The sequence below is a fragment of the Methanomicrobium antiquum genome, from assembly GCF_029633915.1.
Lineage (GTDB): Archaea > Halobacteriota > Methanomicrobia > Methanomicrobiales > Methanomicrobiaceae > Methanomicrobium > Methanomicrobium antiquum.
Window position 1 is genome coordinate 674648 of sequence record NZ_CP091092.1, and the last position, 20012, is coordinate 694659.

Consider the following 20012-nt stretch of genomic DNA (forward strand, 5'->3'; position numbering starts at 1 on the left):
TTTGAATTAAAATTTTTTTAATTGTATGTCATTTTAAATTGCAATACTTTTTCAATTGTATAAACTTTTGAATTGCAACAATTTTTTAATTATAAAAACTTTTGAATTGTAATGATAAAGGCAATTTAAATCCGGCATTTAATTTAGAAAATCCGGATTCCGGGTTTATTTAATTTACAATTATTAAACTAACATTTAATGGCAAAGTTATCATTTTACAAAAGCCTGATCTTGTATAAAAAGAAAAGTTGATATCTGTAATTTAAAATATGTAATTTTTCTACAATGAATCATTATACCTTTTTACAAGACTGTATGCAGAATCAGATGCTTTTTTGCAGATTTCCTCTTCATTTGGAATAAATCCGTCATGCATTAAAACACGACCGTTGCAGATTACTGTATCAACAGCGTTTGAGTTTGCCGAATACACAATATTTGATTCCCAGTTAAATAGCGGAGTCATACAGGGAGTTTTTGTGTTTATCAGAACAATATCTGCTTCTGCTCCTGTTTTTAGTTCTCCCTCTCCAAAGCCAAGAGCTTTTTTGCCTGCCGATGTTGCCATTTTAAGTGTTTCATGAGCCGGAAGAACAGTATCTGAATTCCAGAAGAACTTCTGAAGAAGTGCCGCGGTTTTCATCTCTTCTAAAATGTCTAAGTTGTTGTTTGACGAACATCCGTCTGTTCCAAGAGTTACATTAACCCCGCTGTCAATGAGTTTTTGGTATGGCATTGCCCGGTTTACTGCCAGTTTCATATTAGAAACGGGATTGTGTGCGACAAAAACCCCTATTTTTCCTAAAAGTTCGCATTCAGAGTCATCAAGCCAGCATCCGTGCGCCGCAACTGTTCTTTTGGATAGACATCCGCATTCGTCAAGAACTTTTGAGGGTCTTTTGTTGTTTTGTTCGATGCAGTCTTTGACCTCCTGTTCGGTCTCGCTTAAGTGGATATGTATTCCAATATCGTTTTCTTTCGAATATGCTGAACACCAAAGAAGGCCTTCTTTTGATACAGTATATGGTGCATGAGGTCCGACTGCGGCTTTTATACGCGGATTGTTCATGCTTTTTATGTGTTCACACAGTTTTTCTGTTGCTTTTATCTCTGCCTCTCTCTTCTCTTCGTTTCCAAAATCTATGAATCCGTGGCAGAGGACCGCTTTTATACCTGAATCATAAACTGCACGTGCGGCCTCTTCCATAAAGAAGTACATATCGTTAAAGGCAATTGTTCCACTGCGTATCATCTCTATTGATGCAAGCATTGTCCCGTTATAGACATCTTCAGCTGAAAGGTGTGCTTCCAGGGGCCAGATTTTTTCAGAAAGCCACTCCTGAAGGTGCATATCATCAGCATATCCGCGAAGAAGAGTCATTGCAGAATGCGTATGTGTGTTTGAAAACCCTGGTGATGCAACAGTTGATTCTCCGTCAATAATAAATTCAGGCTCTCCGTATTCTCCTGAGTATTTATCAGAAATCTCTTCAATTATTCCGGTATCGCTTACAAAAATGTCCTTTATTTTTCCGTTTACAAGCGTTTTTTTGATGAGTATGGAATCTGTTTCATTAAAAATATCAATATCATTCATATTATCAGACATATGTTTTTAAATCTCCTTTAAACCTTATTTTGATTTGCAATGAAAGTCAAAATTCCTGATAAACTTATCATTCACTTTTTGTATGATGAAAAAAGCTTATCATGTGCGTTTGACATGAAATTTCTCTGTAACTTACATGAAACTGTTGCAGGGAAAAAAATTATAATGGACGTTTGTTATGATAATTTAAAGTTTCATAAAGCCTTAATGAGTCTTTTTTTATGTGATGGCAATTTTAATCATGCAGTTTTTTTCATTATAACTTTTGAATTTTTTCATGATAACTTCTGAATAAACCATCTTTTTCATGAACTGAAAATTTCAAAAAATTTCATTTGTAAAAATTTAATAACTGCCAAACAAATCAATTACAGTCTCTAAAATATCCTCAATTCTCTTTTTGTTCTGCTGTGATCTTTTAAGTATCATCTCATATGAAATCTTATCACTGCAAAGGCCGTTACAGTAATTATCAACCGAGCAGATTGCAGCAAACGGAATTTCAAGCTCGTTTGCAATCGCCGCCTCGCTTGCAACTGTCATTCCGACAACATCTCCTGCACCACTAAGCACCTTAATCTCAGCAGAGGTCTCAAAGCGCGGACCTGCTGTCTGTACATATGTTCCGCCTGAAATTGTGTCAGGCACATTTTCATGTATTTTTTTAATAAGTTCCTTGTCAACCGAAGGTACGGCATGGCCTATTGCGTTGTCGTGGATTGTCGGGATTAAATATGGACTGTAATAATCATCCGGAAGAATTATACTTCCCGGCTCAATCTCTTCTTTTAGTGATCCAACAGATCCAAAAGCTATTATTTTGTCAACTCCGGATAATGCAAGCGCAGATATGCATGCCGGGAAGTTTATTTTATGCGGCGGTGTTCTAAACTGGTGGCGCATTAAAAGAGCGATTTCTCCAAGGTATACTTCTGCAGGCCCAAATGGTGTTGCAACTGTTTTTTTCTCCAGTTCGGGAATTTCTGCATATAACAGACTGGTTCCTCCTAAAATTCCAAGCATTGACTGTTTTTCACCTTTCATAATTGTTGGTTTTTATAGAGCATTAAAAAATCCTGAAGAACCAGAAAAAGTTACTGGTTTTTTTGTGACAGATTTTTTTGTTATATGAAGAAAAAATGAAATTTTTATCTGCTATTATTTGATTTGTTATTAAAATCCTGATTTGTTTTTCATTAAAAAACATTCCTGAAATTCTGATTTCATGCAAATTTTCAATTAGAATTACAAAGTAACCTTCATCTAAATTATGTTACATGAACGTTTTTTTTTAAAATTTATGCAATCAGATTTATCAGGTAGATGTGAACTTTAAAAAAAAGACTTATATGAGCCTGATTTTAGCAGTAATCAACCAAAACAATTTATACTGTTTGTCACCCCATTATTTTTAAATGGGAATATTTTATACTGTCAGTGATGAGCTGATAAAATCAGGTGAATGCACTGATATTTATTTTCAAAGGGCTGATGATATTTTAACAGTTGAAAATAAAAATCCAAAAGTAACTGTTGAAGTAACCGCTGCAAATCTTTCTTATGACTGGGGAATTTTCTGCGGTCTTCCTGATGTCTTAAAACTTTTAGAAGGTATCAGTGTTGATGTATTTGCAATGCAGGAAGGAAGCATCTTCTATTCCGGAGAGCCTGTTTTAAGAATAACCGGCAAATATCGCGATTTTGCAAAATATGAAACAGCACTTCTTGGATTTTTATGTCATGCTTCAGGAATTGCATCATCTGCCGCGATGATAAAAGCCTGTTCCGGTGACGTTTCTGTATTGTCGTTTGGCTCAAGACGTCAGCATCCGGCAATTTCTGCGATGATCGAGCGTTCGGCATGGATTGGCGGAGTTGACGGGGTAAGTAACACCTGTGCACCGCCAGGAATACCGCTTATGGGAACAATGCCGCATTCTTTTGTTATGTGCTATGACAGTCCAAATGAAGCGTGGACTTCCTTTGACAGACATGCACCGCCGGAGGTTTCCAGGGTCATGCTCTCTGATACCTTCTGTGATGAAAAAACAGAGGCTCTTTCTGCGGCAAAGGCCGGAGCAACATCTGTCAGACTTGATACCCCCCGCTCACGAAGAGGTGACATGAAAGCAATAATAGAAGAGGTCAGATGGGAACTTGACGTAAACGGCTATTCTGACGTCGGAATTTTTTTATCCGGCGGTCTTACTCTGGAGGATATTATCAGTTACCGTGATATTGTTGACGGATTCGGGGTCGGAGGAGCGATTGCAAATGCGCCTGTAATTGATTTCTCACTTGATATTGTTGATATTGAAGGAAAACCAATATCCAAGCGTGGCAAGAAGAGCGGAGTTAAGGAGGTGTATGAATTTGAGGACGGAACTCATATCATGCTTCCTTTTGGAGCATTAGTTCCTGAAAACTCAAGATCGATGCTTAAGATATTCATAAAAGAGGGTCAGATTTTAAGTATGCCTGATATGCAAAAATCGAGAGGAAGGGTTTTATCTGCCCTTCAGAAATTCATCTGATTACCTTTTATACTCTCCTTTTATCCATCTGATGTCTGTTCCTTCGATAAGTGCGTTTGTTAAATCAGCGTCTGTTAAGTCAGCTCCTCTTAAGTCTGCAAAGCTTAGGTCTGCGCCCCTTAAGTCTGTTCCTCTAAGAATTGCATAGTCAAGTTTTGCCCCTATCAGGTCTGCTTCTCTTAAGTCTGCCCCTGATAGATCTGCAAGTGTAAGCTTTGCTCCGTGAAGGTCGGCACTTCTTAAGTCAGCACCTGTAAGAATAGCTTTGTATCCGTTTATCCCTGAAAGATCTGCTCCTTCAAAGTATGCACCGCTGTAGTCCATGTATGATATTGAGTCAGGAACTTCTGCAGTTTCTGAAGTATTTTTTAGTGAAGTGAATGTGTTGGTGTTGGCCTCAGTAATACCCATATAGAGAAGTACATTTCCTATAACCGAGGCCATGAGTATTATTATTACTATAATAAGCAGTTTTAAAAGAGTTTTTTCTTCCATAAAATAAATGACCTCTTTTTTTTTAATTTTCATATGCAAAACTCATAAATTTTTTTGCATGAATAATCTGTGTTTTTTTGATTTTTTTTTAGTGTCATTTAAAGAACTGATCTTTTAGAATTTATACATTTTCTATCAGGTGATATTTTATTAATCCGGAAAAAATTGCCGGTATTTTCCTGATGAAAAATGTCATGATTTACCATGAAAAATCAAATTATGATTTTCATGAAACAGTGCATGAAAACTTTTTTTTTATGAACGTTTTTCTAGATTATGAATAATTTATCCAGGAAGAACAGACAGACACAGGATACAACCGGAATTGTAAGATTGTCATCAACCGGAGATATTAGTTCAGCAATTCCGGCGATAACAGACAATATGACTGCAGTTATTGGCGATATGAAAAATATTAATACGAATATTGATGCAGTGATTCCCAAAACTGTTCCTTCCAGTGATTTTTTGCCATATATTTTGTGTTTTCCAAAATTCAGACCGGCAACTGTTGATACACTGTCAAGGACGGAGAGGACAATTATCGATGTTATTGTTATATCCTCTCCAAAGAAACGAAGGCAGAACAAAACGCCTACGAAAAAGAAAAGAGCCCCTTTTCCCGGAAATGAGCCGTCTCTTTCAAGTTTCTTAATCAGATATGAGAAAAGAGGAACATTAATTCCTCTTGATATTGCATCTGCAATTATAACTCCGGTGAATATAACGGCGATGAATGTGTATATTGAAACTTCTGTTTTTGCAATATAGATGAATGCGCAGATTAAAAGTCCGAATAAAAGATGCGAAAATTGTCTGTATGTCTCTTTCACATAATACTGTTTTTTTATTGTTTTAGTTAAAGGTGATGGTTTAAATCAGGAGTGTTTTTTTGGAAGTACTTGTCAGAAATAGGAAAAATTTAAAAAATCTTTTGAACATTAGTCTCAGGCTTTCGAATATAATTTTTGGAAATGATAAGAGTAAAACGAAACAGTATTTATTCTTAAAATTCCTATATCATAAGGCAGTAACTTCGGGCAGATAGATCAGGGGAAGATCGCTACCTTGGCATGGTAGAGGCCGCGGGTTCAATTCCCGCTCTGTCCATTTATTTTATAAAATAGATGTTAATTATGTATTTTTTATGTTCTCATTGAGAGCTTTTTTTCCATTAATCCAGACGCATTTAAGTCGTTATTTTTTATATAATCGTAATTATCAGGGTTTTACTTTTAAATGCAATCTTTTTTTTAATTCTATGGATTTCGCGTATTTTCGATTTTTCTCCATTTCTCATTTCTTCTGTACATCTGTGTACGTACACATCCGGACACTCTTATAAGTTTTAATCTGTGGAAAAGGAGGTAAAAATAGAAAGTTCCAGAAAAAATAGACGTGTTAAGCTGAAAAGCCGGAAAATTAATATCTTTTTATGTTCACTATGAGCCTGACAAATCCCATTATATCAATTACATAAACCACATGCTCAGTTTCTTCAATCTGATAAAATATTAATATTTAATGGCTAATTGTTATTTTATCACCATCGGTTGCCATAAGAATATTATTAGTGCAGGATGATTTTTTGTTTCATGATTGCAGAATCATATGGTATGAATAGTCAAAAGCGTCTTCTAATCAGCCTCTTAACTTATAACATTCATCATGCTTCTGTATCCTTCGCCTTTTAAATCATCACAGACTACTTCTGTTACGTCTTTTAATGACACTTCTTCTGTTGAACGTGTCAATGTGCAAAACGCTCTTGCAGGGGATTTAATGTATTTTTCCCCATGTAAAAATGCAACAGAGTGAACACAAAAACGGCATTTTTCAACATTTTCAGATTTATCAGGCAGACATTTAACAAATCCTTTTTCTGCTTTTAGGGTTCTTGTTGATTTTTCAGTCATATTCTTCTAAAATATAGTTTTTTTCTGCAAGCTTTGACTGCATATTCTTCTTCCATGCTGATATATCATCGATTGGATATGTCATAATATCCTCATTCCAGATATTTTTGAGATTTTCATCCTTTGAAATAAGAGTGCTTTTTCCCTTAACTTCTCCGGCATAATTTTTGTTCCGGTCAAATATTTTAAAGATGCAGCATTTGAATTTTTTGCAAAACGAAGGTGCGGTGTCGTGAACAGCACAGAGATAATTTCCTGATTCATCTTTATCCATTAAAAAAGGGCACCATTCCTTTGGTGTCTCTCTTTCATCAACAGAAAAATCATCTCTGTATTTTCGCATGACAACAGGATAAAAAACTTCGTTTGCAAGTTCATGTACGGCAACAAATCTGTCCGGACCCATATGTCCGGTGATTTTCACATATCTCCCCATGCCCATGCAGCATCTTCCGCAGAGAGTGCATACAAATTCAGCCATGATTTAAATTAGGACTGCTATTTGAATTAATCATTTTGTAGACTTGACTGTTATCACAACCTGATTTGCATGTAAAATCCGTATTATGAGCGTTTTTATCGCACAAAAATGATGATTAAGTCTTTTTGGAATTTTGACTATCGTAGCAATTTAAGATTTTGAATATGAAAGCCACAAATCTGATTATAATAAAAAAAAAATGGTTGCAAAAAAAACAAAAGATAAAATTAATATTATGATGTATCTTCTGAAAATTCTTCAATTGCAAGCTGATACATCCAGTCCATTAAAAGAGGGCAGTCTTGAACACTGCACTCTTCTTCACAGCCGATGCAGGGGAGAAGGTCACCTCCGGCAAGCAAAAGTTCAGGTTCAATGGCCCGCTTTTTTGCTTTTAGAAGGTATGTTTTAACTCCGTCTGACTTGTGGTCAATTCTTTCTATTTGATCAGCATCGGTGAGCTTTTTTACAATTCTTGAACACTTTCTGCTGTCAATATTCAGAAGTTTCCATAACTCACTCTGGAGTATACCCTTTGGATTTGACTGAATAAGTTTGAATGCTTCGTCTTCAATTTCTGACATAACTACCAAAAAATACCTTTTAGATTAATGGTGCGATGGTCAGAATGTTGCTTCCACGGATTACAACAGTGCCCAGGTTTCTGCCCCTTTCACCATTTATAAATTCTGTTGCCTGATCCATCTGAATGTTTAAGTGCTCATCGACAGCGACAAGCTTTCCCTGAAGTTTTTTGCCCTCGTCTTTGATTTCAACTGTAATTTTTGAGTCAACAAGAGCTGATACTTTTTTTATCGGCAGAACAATGCTATTAACCATCGTCATTTATATGGTTTGTAATGTAATTAATTATTTCCCTTATTATTTTAAAGTCCGTTCTAAGTAGTTTTTGTCAGTTACAAATCCGGCAGGAAAATGTATCTGTTAAAACTATTGCGTAAAATAGTATTGGCGTTTGCTGTAATCTATAATTCGTATGCTTATTATATACTGGCAGTTTTGATATAGATTGTTTAACAAATCTGACTTTGGGATGTTTTTCATGCGTAAAAGAATTGATATTATATATCCGGCGATAATAATTTTTGCACTGGTCTTTGCAGTATTTTCTGCCGGATGCACAGGTAATACAGATTTTGAAACTCCTCTGCCTGAAAAAATTGAAGATACAACTCTTTCCAAAACGGACATTTTTGTCTTTGATGATGCTCAACTAAAATTTGTATATGCAAATGGAGTCAAAATAGGTTACAAACAGGCAGGAAAAGGAGATTCTCTTGTAATGGTTATGGGATATGCGGCGACGATGGATGCGTGGAGCCCTTATCTTCTAAATTCCCTTGCCGAAAATTACAGCGTTGTAATCTTTGACAACAGAGGAACAGGCTATACTGAACCCGGGGGGATTTCGCCTGAAAACATGACATATGAGATTTATGCTGACGACACTGCCGCACTTATGGATGCTTTGGGGATAAAAAAAGCATATCTTATGGGATGGTCGATGGGAACCGCTGTTTCACAGGAGATTATTTTAAAGTACCCGGAAAAGGTTGAAAAAGCCGTATTGTATGCACCTTATTCTGGTGTTTCATCTTCGGATGAAAAGCATCTGAGGGAATATCTGCGTCAGGTGGCTTATGGAGAGGTAAATAAAACAACTGTTATTGAAAATATGTTTCCAAAGACCTGGCTTTCATGCCACAATCCAGATGAATATCTGCCTGTTTCGTCTGAAACACTAAGTGAAAATGGAATTTTAGCCGCGTATAACGCAGGGCTTAACTGGAACGGTTCATATGAGAGGCTTAATCATATAGATATTCCTGTGATTTTAATTGTCGGAACAGAAGATGTTCTAACACCTCCTGAGTTTTCAAAAGCAATGGCAGGGGAGATTGACGGTGCATGGACAGCAGAATTTAAAGGCGCAGGCCATGGTCTGATGTACCAGAATCCTCAGGGCCTTTCTAAGACTGTAAAACTTTTTTTGGACATTGATGAGGATATAAGCTGTTGCTGAATGAAATCTGATACTAATTTTTAATTTTTGAGAGAACTACAACCAAAATATTTTTGTAATACTTTTTCTTTTTTTTTGGATGAACAATTCAACCTGCAAAACAAATACCTATACAACAAATACCTGCACAAATTAACGAAGACAGTTTTTTTAAAAAGCGAAATAATTTCAGGACAGTACATAACAGAACTGGAACAAAAACGCAATAAACTTAGGATGATAAAAGAAGGAATGATGCAGGAGCTTTTGACAGGGAGGATACGGCTTGTATGAATTCATCGGTTCTGGTTGTGCAAAGGGAAAAAGATATACAAAACAGGGTTGTCGCACTCTTTCGTGACAAACCTGATTATGAATGTCCTTTGCATGCTGTCATGAGAAGGGGGGGTTTTAGTTGAAACCGGTCCGCCTCTTCATCAGCAGTGTTCAGAAAGAATTCGCTGAGGAAAGAGAGGCTCTTCGTGATTACCTCACGGGTGATACACTGATGAGGCGTTTCTTTGAGGTATTTCTCTTTGAGGATGTGCCGGCCGCCGACCGCAGCCCTGATGATATGTACCTTAAAGAAGTGGAAAACTGTGACATTTACATCGGGCTTTTTGGCAGCAGTTATGGCTCCGTGGACGATAGCGGCAGATCGCCGACAGAAAAGGAGTTTGATTATGCAACCTCTCTTGGGAAATACAGGCTTATCTATGTCAAAGGAACAGATGATAAAGACCGCCATCCTAAGATGCAGGCACTCATTGACAGAGTTAAATCAGATCTGATAAGAAAAAGATTCAACACGGCATCAGAACTTAGGACAGGACTCTACGCAGCACTCATCGACTACCTTGCCGATAAACAGCTCATAAGATCCGGCCCGTTTGATGCAGCACCCTGTATGAAAGCCGGATTTTCAGACCTTGATCCCGAACGGATGAGATGGTTTGTCCGTACCGCAGGAAAATCCCGGCATTTTCCGCTTACTGAAGATGTCGATGCTCATGAACTGCTTGAACACCTAAACCTTCTCGATGACGGGCGGCTGACAAATGCAGCAGTACTTCTCTTCGCAAAAAATCCCCAGCGTTACCTGATATCATCGGAAGTCAAATGTGCACACTTCCATGGTACAGAAGTAAGAAAACCCATTCCCTCGTACCAGGTGTACAAGGGTACTGTCTTTGAACTGGTAGATCAGGCAATTGATTTCGTCATGAGCAAGATAGCACTCTCTGTCGGCACCCGCAATTTTGGCCCGCAGGCACCCGTGAAATATGAAATCCCGCGGGAAGTTGTCGCAGAAGCGATTGTCAATGCAGTCGTCCACCGCGATTATACAAGCAACGGCAGTGTTCAGGTGATGCTCTTTGCCGACCGGCTGGAGATCTGGAATCCCGGTTCTCTGCCGCCTTCGCTGACACTGGACAAGCTAAGGGTCGCACACGCCTCTGTTCCCTTCAATCCGCTCCTGGCTGAACCGATGTACCTGACACGTTACATCGAAAAAGTGGGTACAGGGACGAGAGATATTATCAGGTGGTGTGAGGAGGCAGGTCTTCCTGAACCTGAATTTGCCGTAACCGATGGTTTCCTGACAACTATCCGCAGGTTTCAGGAAGAAACCAGGGAAGAAACTAGGGAAGAAACTAGGGAAGAAACTAGGGAAGAAACCAGGGAAGAAACCAGGGAAGAAACCAGGGAAGAAACCAAAGATAAAATTCTCTCATTTATTGAGGCAGATCCATACATCAGCATGAACGAACTGGCCGTAAAGGTTGGTATTACACCAAAGGGTATAGAGTGGCAGATCAGAAAACTAAAGCAGGCAGGCAGGCTTGAGAGGATCGGGCCGAACAAAGGCGGATACTGGAAGATAACCGGTGGTAAGGATGAGTAATATAGGAGAACTTGAGATTGTAACTCAGAAAAGGGTTATCAAATTATTCAAAAACACCCTCAAATATGAGTATCTCGGCAACTGGGAAGAGAGGGAGGATAATAAAAACATCGAAGAAGAACTACTCCGCTGCTATCTTAAGAAAACAGATCAATATGCCAGAGGGGAATATGACGATGAACTCATCAATAAAGCTGTTTTTGAATTATAGTCAGGAACCAAACATATATTACAATAAACCCCAATACTAAGTATGCCCTGGTCTGAACAAATACCGATAGAGAAACATATGGCCTTAGATGAATTAAAATTAAAAATTAAAACTCTGGAAAAGGATGTCAAGATTCTTAAAAGGCTTTATTTTGTGAAATATCGATATGAAGGAACGAGTGTGGAAGAGTCCGCACAAAGAGTAGGAATTTCTAAGAACGAGGGATATATCTGGCAACGCAGGTGGAATATGGACGGATATGATGGAATTATTCCAAAATATGCAGGAGGAAGGCCGATGAAACTCTCTCCCGAAGATTTCACTCAGCTAAAGGAGCTAATAAATCAAAAATCTACATGGACGACTGATGAAGTCTGTAAGCTAATATACGATGAATTTGGGGTGGAATATACTCTTAAACAAATTCGGATTATTATGAAGAAAAAATTTAAGATGAAATATGGGAAACCATTCACTCTTGATTATCGACGGCCTGATGATGCCGAATCTACCCTAAAAAAAACTTACCTGAAATAAATCAGGGCATGGTTATTGGTTTTCTGGATGAAAAATCTCCACAAACCACGGCAAATACTCAGAGATTGTGGTCTTGCGGTCACCCAACACTAATTAAAAACACCACGAAATTTCGGGCAAATACTTTTGGATTTTATTCAATTAATGGAGTATCTACTCTCGAATTTCACGAACATTCTAAAAAGGAAGATGTTTGTAAGTTCCTTCAGACCATCAGGGAAATGAATCCTGGAAATGATATTGTTATAATTCTCGATAATTTTCGTTCTCACCATGCAAATATAACCTGGCAATACGCAGAAAAAATTAATATTAAACTTGTATATTTGCCCCTGTATTCTCCAGATCTAAATCCGATAGAATACATCTGGAAAAGTATCCGGAGAATTATTTCCCGGACATTCATTCAAGATCTAGATAACCTAAAACAAGTAATTCTTGATGCTTTTAAAAAATTTGGTTGCTCATTGAGTTTTGCTAAATCCTGGATTTAAAAATTTCTTAGTAATGAAAGTTGTATTATTAATTAGGTTCTTGACTATAAATTTTATCAGATAGATCTGATGTTGTGAAATATTAAAGAAATATATCCTAATTTTTAGAGAAAAACAATGAATTATTACTAAAAGTGCTGATATGGGGAACCCCTGTCCTTCCTGAAGTGCCTCGTTATTGCACTTGTTTTCCACGGTTCTCACCATATAGTTTTTATGTGGGTAATATTATTTAACGTTAATGTTGACAATCTTTTTACTTATATGCCAATCTGACTGGAACAGATCCAGATTATCCTCTGGTATAAATAAAGAGAATAAAAAGCCTTAGTGAACCTAAGAGGTCCAAAGAATTATATCTGGCGTCAATAAAAACGGCCCTTCGCATTTTATGCAGTTAATGCGACCTTGAGTTTAGAAAGGAAGTGGCTGATAGAATTAACCTAGTAAAACAACTTGATAAAATGTTTGAAATGATATTCCTTAATTTAGACTGAAATATGTATAATTTTTGTTGGATTTTGTTTATTTCAATTCAAATCTCTGATTTATAAAAAAATAGATCTCTCTTTAAATCTACAACATCTGAATTTTGATAATATAATGATATAAAAAAGAAGGAGTGTGGATATGAATGTGGAAACTAATAATTAATAAAAAATACCAAATTCAGCTAATGTTACCTTGAATTATTTTATTTTTTGCATGTGAATATTTTTTTGTTTCTCTAAATAATCTTCTTGTTCTTGAATTTTAAGTCTCAATTCTTTTATTTTTTCAATCAATTCACGCTCTTTATCAGTATTCATAATCCTTGTCTGTTGTTCCATCTCCAAGTGTTCAATTTGCTTATAAAAATCTTTTATTGCTCTTTTGCAATTTATTGATTTATTATTTTCATTTCTGGGAGGTTTTAAGATTTTATTTTGATTTGACTCTAATTTTTGATGCAGATCATTTATCTGCATCTGGAGTGATTCGTATTGCAAATCACTGATTTCAAATCTGATTCTATATTCTTTTTCTGCACTCATTAGTGAACCCGCAAGTTGTTCCCTAAGATTCGTAATTTTTTCATTAATTTCAATAATTGTTTTTTTAGACATGTTAGATCCCCATTTGTTACTATTATTTAGGCTTCTAAAACAATTTTAGCGTTCAATTTTTGTGCAAATTCTTTTGCTGAGTTAATGTCTTCCCATTTTGAGATGGTAATGCATTTTAGTCCTTTCCCTGTGCTATATACCGGAAAAGGAATATCTTTATGCTCCTCTTTTTTAGCATTTTTTGCCAATTTTGGAGGAATTATTCTCTGAGATAATGTCAATTTTTTAATTTTTTTATCATTTAGATTCCTTCTAATTTTTTCAGCCTGTCCCTTTTGAATTGTGTAGTTCATGATCAGTTCTAATGATTGAGGTGAAAAATCAGGAATTGATCTCTCTTCTTCAGTTATAATTGGAAAATCAATTAAATTATCTCCTGTTTTTGATAATTCTAATATTTTATCATCAGCAACTCCAAGAAGGAGGCTGTGGCTTAATTTCCAGGGACAACTTTTAAACCATTCTGAAACAATAGATTCGATTTTTTTGACTTCATCTTTATTTAATAAAACCGATGTTTCAAATCCGCTTTCAAGACCAAGTCTTGTAAAATTTGATGTAATAATAATTCCTGATTCTCCATCTACTAAAACACATTTTGCATGAAAACGTGAGTGACCCAAAATTGAGGCATTATGCTCTGCAAGTTTTAATAGTGCTTTTGTACTTTTAGGTGTCTGTTTTGTTCCGATTTGAATAGAAACACCACGGGAAGAGGCATCTTCTAATTCTTTAACAATTTGATAATCAGGATCAAATGACCATCCTGTAATATAAATTGATTTTTTAGCACCTGTAATTAATTCAATCAGGTATTTTCTTAATGTTTTAGATTTATTGGTCGTTACCGGCAGAGTAATTTCTCCCAAATCAGGTTTGAAAGAGAGATCTTTTTTCACAGCTCTTAATTTACCTGGTTCCAGAAGTTCATGATCTGCCATCTCCCAAAAGCCATTAAGAAAATGTGAAAAAAATGATAATATTTCATTTTTCTTAAGTGAAACGGCTATTTCAATATTTGAACCTGTCATAGGATCAACAGTAGCATTACAGGTCATCATCAATCCAAATGGATTATCCGAAAGAGGATCAATCAGAATATATTTGGCATGAAAACTATCGCATGTCCTGACAAGTATCTTCCCAGCAAAAGAATTTAGAAGTGCAATGTGATCTTTTATTATATCACTCTCTTCTTCCAGATTTTCACTATTAATATTTTTGAGATCTTCTTCTCTTGCAGTTAATAGGAAAACTTTCACTCCCCTATTTTCAGCTTCTAGAAGAGCCTCAGTAACAGGACTTTTTTGAATAAGAAATGATGATAGATAAATTTCATCGTGAGCTTTTTCAATATTTTTAACTAAATATTTGATCAATTCACCCTTTTTAGAAGGTATGATAATATCCCGTTGGGTTTCTCTTATTATGTCGGCATTGAAAACCGCAAGGTTATTTAAATCCGCAACTTTTTTGCTTGCCCAGCATGTTCCAAGTGTCTCATCTTCAAAACTGAATGTTTCTTGGATTGGTTTTTCAAGAGATTTTAAGATATTACCAGAATAATTGATTGTCATATTATTTCACCCTCTTAAATGTAAGTAGTTCTGGAGCTGTAAAATACCAGTATTTTTGTGGATTTTTATCCTTTACTTCGATGATTTCATTTTTCAGTTCATTAAAAGAACTAACTCCCTTCATTAATTCATCATAATCAAATCTCTCTTTAAAACGCAGGATTACTTTTTCACAGAGAGCATTATACGAGTCTCTATCTATGTAATAATTGATTGAACTGGAAATAAGAGAATTTGACCATAAAACAGCATCCTCTAAAGTTTTAGGGAGTAATGTTATATTTTGGATTGAAACATCATTGAAAGTTCCAAATCCTTCTATAACCGGGGATTTTATTTTCAATGACTTTTTTCCCGAATTTATTTCAGAAGGATTATTTTTAATTTCAGAGAATTTTATTAGAAGAGTAGGTTCATTTTCAAATTCAATAATATCACTGGCATGTTCAGCAACCATTTTTTTCAGGATTTCAAGGAGTGATATATTTATCGCAGGTTGACAGACAGATTTTATCTTTGTTTCCTCTTTTTTTCTCTTATCATATGTAGATGTATAAACTTCCATCTCCGGAGACTGTTTTGATGAGAATTTAAGACTAATTGATATTTTTTTACTTTGTTCGGAGTGGTTTACTTCTCCTTCAATATTTAGCAGTTGTATTTCTTCTCTGTTCTGTGCATCTAGTTCAACAATTTTAGGAGAATTTTGTAATGATTTTATTATTTGTTTTAGCCATTCCGGATTTTCGAATTTTTGATTCTTATTTTTTTTATTTTCATTTTGAGCATTTTTCCTTGATTTTTCTTCAAAATCCTGTCTTTTATTTTCAGATTTAGGTTCACATGCAATCAGTTTTTCACGGAAAACCGGGTCCTCAGTAGTATAAAGAACAAATAGACCTTTTTCAGGGATGGGTATTTTTCCAGTTTCAAGTGCCTTCCTTCCAATTTCTGTCAATGTATAATTATTATTATTATTATCTTTGAGATTTTCAAATTCAAAGGATTTGGCATTGTGATTGTTTTGAGAAACTCTCTCTATGAAGCCCATGGATTCAAGCGAACTGAAGAGTTGATTCTCTTCTTCATTTTTAGGAGTGTATGGCCAGGAAGAAATTAATAGAGGTTTGCATTTATATGATTGTGAATAATATGATCGAGAATATTGGTCGTATTCATCTGGTTTGAATTTTAAAAGGCCTAATTGTGTAAGAGAATTTAGGAGTTCCTCATCAAAATCTTCATAAGTGTCCATGAATTTTTTACTTTTCAGAAGATTTACAAATTTTTCTCCTCGATCATTGCGATCATACGTCAAATATTCTGAATGATTATTCTGCTCAATTTTGACGGATTCTTTTTTAATCAGGCTGGATCCTTTTTCAATAAGCTTGTATTGTTCAATTCTGTCTAACAGGCGTTTCCCCATTATATTATTTGGAATTTTATTGAGAAGCTTAGTATTTACCTGCTCTGCTGTAATTCCACCTTCTTCTTCTAATTTTAAGACAGGGAGAAGAAAGTCATAATCTTTGTTAAATGATGCAATCTCCATTATTGCCTCATAAGATTTGACTGAAATATTCCGTTCAAGTTTAATTTCCATTTTTATAACCTCCAAATTCTATATCCCCGGGCGTACTTTCTGTTGCCAGTGCTTTGAGGAACACAGATTTACTTCTCTCAAAATTTTGTTTATCCCCAAACATAACCAGCTGATAACGTGCTCTTGTAACTGCTACATTCAGCCGATTCTGGAAATTCAGAAATCCAATGCTTGATTTTTTGCAGCGCTTATTATCCCTTCTACGACAGGACTGAACAAATGATAAGAAAACTAAATCAGCCTCATGACCCTGAAAGCGATCAACGGAGCATATTTTCACAGAAATATTGCAATCCTGGCGAACAAATTCAGATGAAATACCATTTTTTGCAGAAATATCAGCCAATTCATCTTTTAACTTTTTTTCCTGTCCTTTATAGAAAGAAAGGACGGCTATTGACCAAAGACCATATTTATCGCCAGGATTTGGATTAGATTTAGCCCAATGAATAAATTCATTGAGAGATTTTTTTATAGCTTTAACTTCTTTCAAATTGTACTTTGATTTCCCAAATCCCAAATCCTCTTTTGAGGGCTTTAGATCTATCCAGACACATCGTGAACTATATGTATTATATTTCCAATCTCGCTCATTTTTCATCCTTTCATCGCCGTTTGCGTTTTTTAAGGCCTTGCCTTCATAAATATACTTTCGTGGCAGATTGGATATATCAGGATGCATCCTGTGCTGATATGTCAAAAGGGTATGGCGAATATCTAAAATCTCAGGATTTTTCCCACCATAAGAAAGACCGCTGTATAAAGCTATAAGATCATGATCTCTCCTTTTTGAATGTGTCTCAAATCCTTCCTGAAGTAATTCAAGGACGGAAGGAAGAGCAATTCTCCGTATCTTATCGATCTCATTTTTTACAAGATCAAACCTCGGTTTATGCTTTCTTGAATCATCCGTTTTGGGATTATCTCTTTCATATTTGGGAATGAGTAGATCCACTTCAGAGGAAAGCTGATCATAATCAGCAGAATTTTTTAACTCATGCATTCTGCTGATTCTCCAGGCGATCTCACCTTCCCAGGATTTGTTTTCATAAGTTTTAGCATTCCAGGCATTTCTTTTTCGAATGAATTGATCTGAAAAAAAACCATGAATTTCATTATCATTGAAATAAACATCAGGCGGCAGATATGATCCTATTTTAGAGACTAAATTTTTCTTGGCAATAAGGAAATTTGATCCAAGAATTTCAAGTTTTTCTGAATAACTACTTGGAGTTTGAGAAATCCCTTTACATGTAAGGATTTCATTTTTAATTTTATGCTCTTTGCAATAGTTATTTGTCTCTTCGGCTTGTTTTAGGGAATATTTATAAAAATCAGAAACATCTTCATCTGTTTCTTTAATCATAAGAACATTTTTTGGACCTCTATCAAATCCTGATGCCTGGAATGCTGCAAAACAAATTTCACGGTCTTTTTGTCCATTCTCCTTTGTAAATGACGGAAGATTGCTAAGGTTCTCTTCTATCGGAGTCTGATCCACATATGGGGATAATTGTTTAACATCACCAGATAAAATCCATTTCCTGCCGTATAGAGCAGGTACAAGAAATTCCTGGAATGTTGTTTTGGAGGCTTCATCCAGTATCACAAGATCAAATAGAGGTTCTGTCAGGTGAGTGTTTTTTATGATTGGGGCTTGTAATATTCCAATGGTTGTGCCACAGATTAGATTCGCTACATCAAGAAGAAGCGTTTGAAGGTTCTTTTTTGCATCAGCCTTATTTTTTGTAAGTGATAGGTTCCATATTTTTTGTGATTCTGTCAAACTGCCTGATGTGGATTTACTGTTTAGAAAATTTATAAGATCATTTCTTTCATTTTCTACAAAATTATTAAGGCAGTAAGGTTTTATTAAATCCGAAACATTATCCTCATCACCTATCCTTAAAGGGATAGCCCCACATGCTTCTTTTAGAGTTTTTTCTCCTTCAGCTGTTTGAACATAGGTTTCAAGAAGTTTTTCAATAACATTATCAACTGCAACATGAGTCGAAGCTACCATTAAAACTCGCTGATTTCTCGATATAGCCTGTGCAATTAATTCCAGAATTGTGGTTGTTTTTCCTGAACCCGGCGGTCCTTCAAGAATTGCGAAATCCGGCGTACCCCATGCTTTTCTAACGAATTCACGCTGTTCATCGGTCCCATCCCTGTTTTTATCGGTGAGCAAAAACCACATTTTAGGATTAAATGATGTATCACTATTCCCCCAACTGAAATCACGCTCCTTTTGTCTGAAAAGATTTAAAAGGGGGATCTGATGTCTTTGAGGCGATAAGGCCAGATCTTCAATTGCCTGACGTTGTCTTTGAATTATGTAAGTATTGTATTTTGCCCAGAAGGTTCCATTTTCAGGTAATTCATTGACAATAATTGACTCTTCTCGTTTTAACTTATTTCTGAAACGGATATTCCTTGTTTTTCCTTTAGACTTTATCTCAATTGTGTCTGAATCAGACAGAAAATTCAGAGCCAGATCCTCTTCATCTTCTCGTACTCTTTTTTCATCAGAATTCCCATTATCAGAAGTTGAGACCAATTCGGGATGAATATTGTTCAGAGTAAATTCCTGAGGAGTGAATTGAAAAGGATATGTCATTCCGTTGGATTTAACATAAACGATCTTGTTGATATAGGGCCCTTCAATTAGCTTAATGGTTTTTTTATCCCTGTTAATATGATTCTCCTGGATTCTGTTCGTCAGTTTCTCATCAAGAAATATGCCCTCTGAAGAAAACGGGTTGAGATTAATATCTGCATCTGTAGCTGAAATTTTGCCTGTTGCATTTTTTGTGCTAAAAGAAAACTTATAGCGTTTTTTCTTCAATCTAAATTCAGCCTGGTTTAAAAAGATCTGAAAATCTTTGAGTCTTTGAACGACTCTATCCTCTAGTTGCTCTGGATCTTCCTCTCCAAGGTTGGCGTAGTATAGATTATTCATTATAACTCTCCTTTAAAAAGATCTTTAAAAATTTGTATATTATCGCCATTTTTCACCATATTTTGAAAAATATCAATCGTAATAACATCATTATTTTCATTATTAACCACATAATGAGCTTTTAATCCGGCAGAAAAGCATAACATCCCCATCGAAAGAACCATTAGATTGGTTCCTCCGGTTAATCCTGCGATTATGTGATTTATACCATCATTTGAATAAAGAGAATATGCATCAAGCATTTTTTTAGTCATATTCTCCAGAGCTTTTTCTTCAAAAGGATCAAGTAAAACGGTTTCCAGGACATTAATCTCTTTTTTCTTAATATCCTTAATAAATTCCAGGTTTTCGTTAATCAGATTGATTGATGTAAAAAACACAATATTACGTATCTCGTAGTATTCAATGACACGGTTTATATGCTCCTTAGAGTTTCCAAGGAGAAGAAAATGTATTATTTTAGATTTCTGTTTATTGTCTTTCATTTTATTCTTCCATCATCTAAAAAATATTGTCCTAAATAGTTATCTGTTTGAAATTATTGAATTTAAATAA

General features: G+C 35.6%; 19 protein-coding genes, 1 tRNA gene and 1 pseudogene. 8 read left to right on the forward strand and 13 right to left on the reverse strand.

Features of this window, described 5'->3' with window-relative positions; genetic code table 11:
- Positions 1-280 precede the first annotated feature (280 nt).
- On the reverse strand, positions 281-1609 hold the full coding sequence (locus tag L1994_RS03265) for an amidohydrolase family protein (protein WP_278100264.1): 1329 nt from the start codon (positions 1607-1609) through the stop codon (positions 281-283).
- Positions 1610-1954: 345 nt separating this feature from the next.
- Positions 1955-2653, reverse strand: a complete 699-nt coding sequence (locus tag L1994_RS03270; protein WP_341275803.1) for an MTAP family purine nucleoside phosphorylase — start codon at positions 2651-2653, stop codon at positions 1955-1957.
- A 371-nt stretch (positions 2654-3024) separates the two neighbouring features.
- Between L1994_RS03270 and L1994_RS03275 the strand changes: the two genes are divergently transcribed.
- Positions 3025-4143, forward strand: coding sequence for a nicotinate phosphoribosyltransferase (locus L1994_RS03275; RefSeq protein ID WP_278100265.1), 1119 nt, complete (start codon positions 3025-3027; stop codon positions 4141-4143).
- Here L1994_RS03275 and L1994_RS03280 read toward each other — a convergent pair whose 3' ends face one another.
- On the reverse strand, positions 4144-4638 hold the full coding sequence (locus L1994_RS03280) for a pentapeptide repeat-containing protein (protein ID WP_278100266.1): 495 nt from the start codon (positions 4636-4638) through the stop codon (positions 4144-4146). It lies immediately after the preceding gene.
- Positions 4639-4907: 269 nt separating this feature from the next.
- Positions 4908-5471 carry a diacylglycerol/polyprenol kinase family protein gene (locus tag L1994_RS03285; RefSeq protein ID WP_278100267.1) on the reverse strand — a complete coding sequence of 188 codons (564 nt, stop codon included), beginning with the start codon at positions 5469-5471 and terminating at the stop codon, positions 4908-4910.
- 205 nt (positions 5472-5676) lie between these two features.
- Here L1994_RS03285 and L1994_RS03290 point away from each other — a divergent pair.
- A tRNA-Ala gene (locus L1994_RS03290) sits at positions 5677-5748 on the forward strand.
- A 539-nt stretch (positions 5749-6287) separates the two neighbouring features.
- Here L1994_RS03290 and L1994_RS03295 read toward each other — a convergent pair.
- From L1994_RS03295 to L1994_RS03310, 4 genes are all read right to left on the reverse strand, one after another.
- Positions 6288-6554, reverse strand: coding sequence for a hypothetical protein (locus tag L1994_RS03295; protein WP_278100268.1), 267 nt, complete (start codon positions 6552-6554; stop codon positions 6288-6290).
- Positions 6547-7035: a hypothetical protein gene (locus L1994_RS03300; RefSeq protein ID WP_278100269.1), complete on the reverse strand. Its 489-nt coding sequence runs from the start codon at positions 7033-7035 to the stop codon at positions 6547-6549. The genes L1994_RS03295 and L1994_RS03300 overlap by 8 nt, the downstream gene beginning before the upstream one ends.
- Before the next feature lie 233 nt (positions 7036-7268).
- A complete protein-coding gene (locus L1994_RS03305; RefSeq protein ID WP_278100270.1) occupies positions 7269-7619 on the reverse strand; it encodes a helix-turn-helix transcriptional regulator in 351 nt (116 codons plus the stop codon).
- Positions 7620-7638: 19 nt separating this feature from the next.
- Positions 7639-7875, reverse strand: coding sequence for an LSM domain-containing protein (locus L1994_RS03310; RefSeq protein ID WP_278100271.1), 237 nt, complete (start codon positions 7873-7875; stop codon positions 7639-7641).
- 223 nt (positions 7876-8098) lie between these two features.
- On the opposite strand from L1994_RS03310, the gene L1994_RS03315 reads away from it, so the two are divergent.
- From L1994_RS03315 to L1994_RS03340, 6 genes and pseudogenes are all read left to right on the forward strand, one after another.
- Entirely contained in the window at positions 8099-9079 is a 981-nt protein-coding gene (locus L1994_RS03315; RefSeq protein ID WP_278100272.1) for an alpha/beta fold hydrolase, read from the forward strand.
- A 75-nt stretch (positions 9080-9154) separates the two neighbouring features.
- Positions 9155-9352 (forward strand): hypothetical protein, encoded by a 198-nt coding sequence (locus L1994_RS03320; protein WP_278100273.1) that lies wholly within the window; start codon positions 9155-9157, stop codon positions 9350-9352.
- Positions 9349-9477 carry a hypothetical protein gene (locus L1994_RS03325; RefSeq protein ID WP_278100274.1) on the forward strand — a complete coding sequence of 43 codons (129 nt, stop codon included), beginning with the start codon at positions 9349-9351 and terminating at the stop codon, positions 9475-9477. Before L1994_RS03320 ends, L1994_RS03325 begins: the two co-directional genes overlap by 4 nt.
- Positions 9474-10964, forward strand: coding sequence for a DUF4062 domain-containing protein (locus L1994_RS03330; RefSeq protein ID WP_278100275.1), 1491 nt, complete (start codon positions 9474-9476; stop codon positions 10962-10964). Before L1994_RS03325 ends, L1994_RS03330 begins: the two co-directional genes overlap by 4 nt.
- Positions 10957-11175 (forward strand): hypothetical protein, encoded by a 219-nt coding sequence (locus L1994_RS03335; RefSeq protein WP_278100276.1) that lies wholly within the window; start codon positions 10957-10959, stop codon positions 11173-11175. The genes L1994_RS03330 and L1994_RS03335 overlap by 8 nt, the downstream gene beginning before the upstream one ends.
- Before the next feature lie 42 nt (positions 11176-11217).
- Positions 11218-12206 (forward strand): annotated as a pseudogene (locus tag L1994_RS03340) (IS630 family transposase).
- 689 nt (positions 12207-12895) lie between these two features.
- Here the strand turns inward: L1994_RS03340 and L1994_RS03345 are convergent.
- The 5 genes from L1994_RS03345 to L1994_RS03365 are packed head-to-tail and all read right to left on the reverse strand — an operon-like array spanning position 12896 to position 19942.
- A complete protein-coding gene (locus L1994_RS03345) occupies positions 12896-13312 on the reverse strand; it encodes a DUF7121 family protein (RefSeq protein ID WP_278100277.1) in 417 nt (138 codons plus the stop codon).
- A 26-nt stretch (positions 13313-13338) separates the two neighbouring features.
- Positions 13339-14889, reverse strand: a complete 1551-nt coding sequence (locus tag L1994_RS03350) for a phospholipase D-like domain-containing protein (RefSeq protein WP_278100278.1) — start codon at positions 14887-14889, stop codon at positions 13339-13341.
- A gap of 1 nt (position 14890) precedes the next feature.
- The gene (locus L1994_RS03355) at positions 14891-16510 is read right to left on the reverse strand and encodes a hypothetical protein (protein WP_278100279.1); all 1620 of its coding nucleotides are present in this window, start codon (positions 16508-16510) and stop codon (positions 14891-14893) included.
- A complete protein-coding gene (locus L1994_RS03360; RefSeq protein WP_278100280.1) occupies positions 16485-19457 on the reverse strand; it encodes an AAA domain-containing protein in 2973 nt (990 codons plus the stop codon). The genes L1994_RS03355 and L1994_RS03360 overlap by 26 nt, the downstream gene beginning before the upstream one ends.
- A complete protein-coding gene (locus L1994_RS03365) occupies positions 19457-19942 on the reverse strand; it encodes a hypothetical protein (protein WP_278100281.1) in 486 nt (161 codons plus the stop codon). The genes L1994_RS03360 and L1994_RS03365 overlap by 1 nt, the downstream gene beginning before the upstream one ends.
- Positions 19943-20012: the final 70 nt, after the last annotated feature.

Coding starts and splice junctions, on each gene's coding strand:
- L1994_RS03265 (WP_278100264.1), bottom strand. CDS start 1,609: ATGTCTGATAATATGAATGATATTGATATTTTTAATGAAACAGATTCC.
- L1994_RS03270 (WP_341275803.1), bottom strand. CDS start 2,653: ATGAAAGGTGAAAAACAGTCAATGCTTGGAATTTTAGGAGGAACCAGT.
- L1994_RS03275 (WP_278100265.1), top strand. CDS start 3,025: ATGGGAATATTTTATACTGTCAGTGATGAGCTGATAAAATCAGGTGAA.
- L1994_RS03280 (WP_278100266.1), bottom strand. CDS start 4,638: ATGGAAGAAAAAACTCTTTTAAAACTGCTTATTATAGTAATAATAATA.
- L1994_RS03295 (WP_278100268.1), bottom strand. CDS start 6,554: ATGACTGAAAAATCAACAAGAACCCTAAAAGCAGAAAAAGGATTTGTT.
- L1994_RS03300 (WP_278100269.1), bottom strand. CDS start 7,035: ATGGCTGAATTTGTATGCACTCTCTGCGGAAGATGCTGCATGGGCATG.
- L1994_RS03305 (WP_278100270.1), bottom strand. CDS start 7,619: ATGTCAGAAATTGAAGACGAAGCATTCAAACTTATTCAGTCAAATCCA.
- L1994_RS03310 (WP_278100271.1), bottom strand. CDS start 7,875: ATGGTTAATAGCATTGTTCTGCCGATAAAAAAAGTATCAGCTCTTGTT.
- L1994_RS03315 (WP_278100272.1), top strand. CDS start 8,099: ATGCGTAAAAGAATTGATATTATATATCCGGCGATAATAATTTTTGCA.
- L1994_RS03325 (WP_278100274.1), top strand. CDS start 9,349: ATGAATTCATCGGTTCTGGTTGTGCAAAGGGAAAAAGATATACAAAAC.
- L1994_RS03335 (WP_278100276.1), top strand. CDS start 10,957: ATGAGTAATATAGGAGAACTTGAGATTGTAACTCAGAAAAGGGTTATC.
- L1994_RS03345 (WP_278100277.1), bottom strand. CDS start 13,312: ATGTCTAAAAAAACAATTATTGAAATTAATGAAAAAATTACGAATCTT.
- L1994_RS03350 (WP_278100278.1), bottom strand. CDS start 14,889: ATGACAATCAATTATTCTGGTAATATCTTAAAATCTCTTGAAAAACCA.
- L1994_RS03360 (WP_278100280.1), bottom strand. CDS start 19,457: ATGAATAATCTATACTACGCCAACCTTGGAGAGGAAGATCCAGAGCAA.
- L1994_RS03365 (WP_278100281.1), bottom strand. CDS start 19,942: ATGAAAGACAATAAACAGAAATCTAAAATAATACATTTTCTTCTCCTT.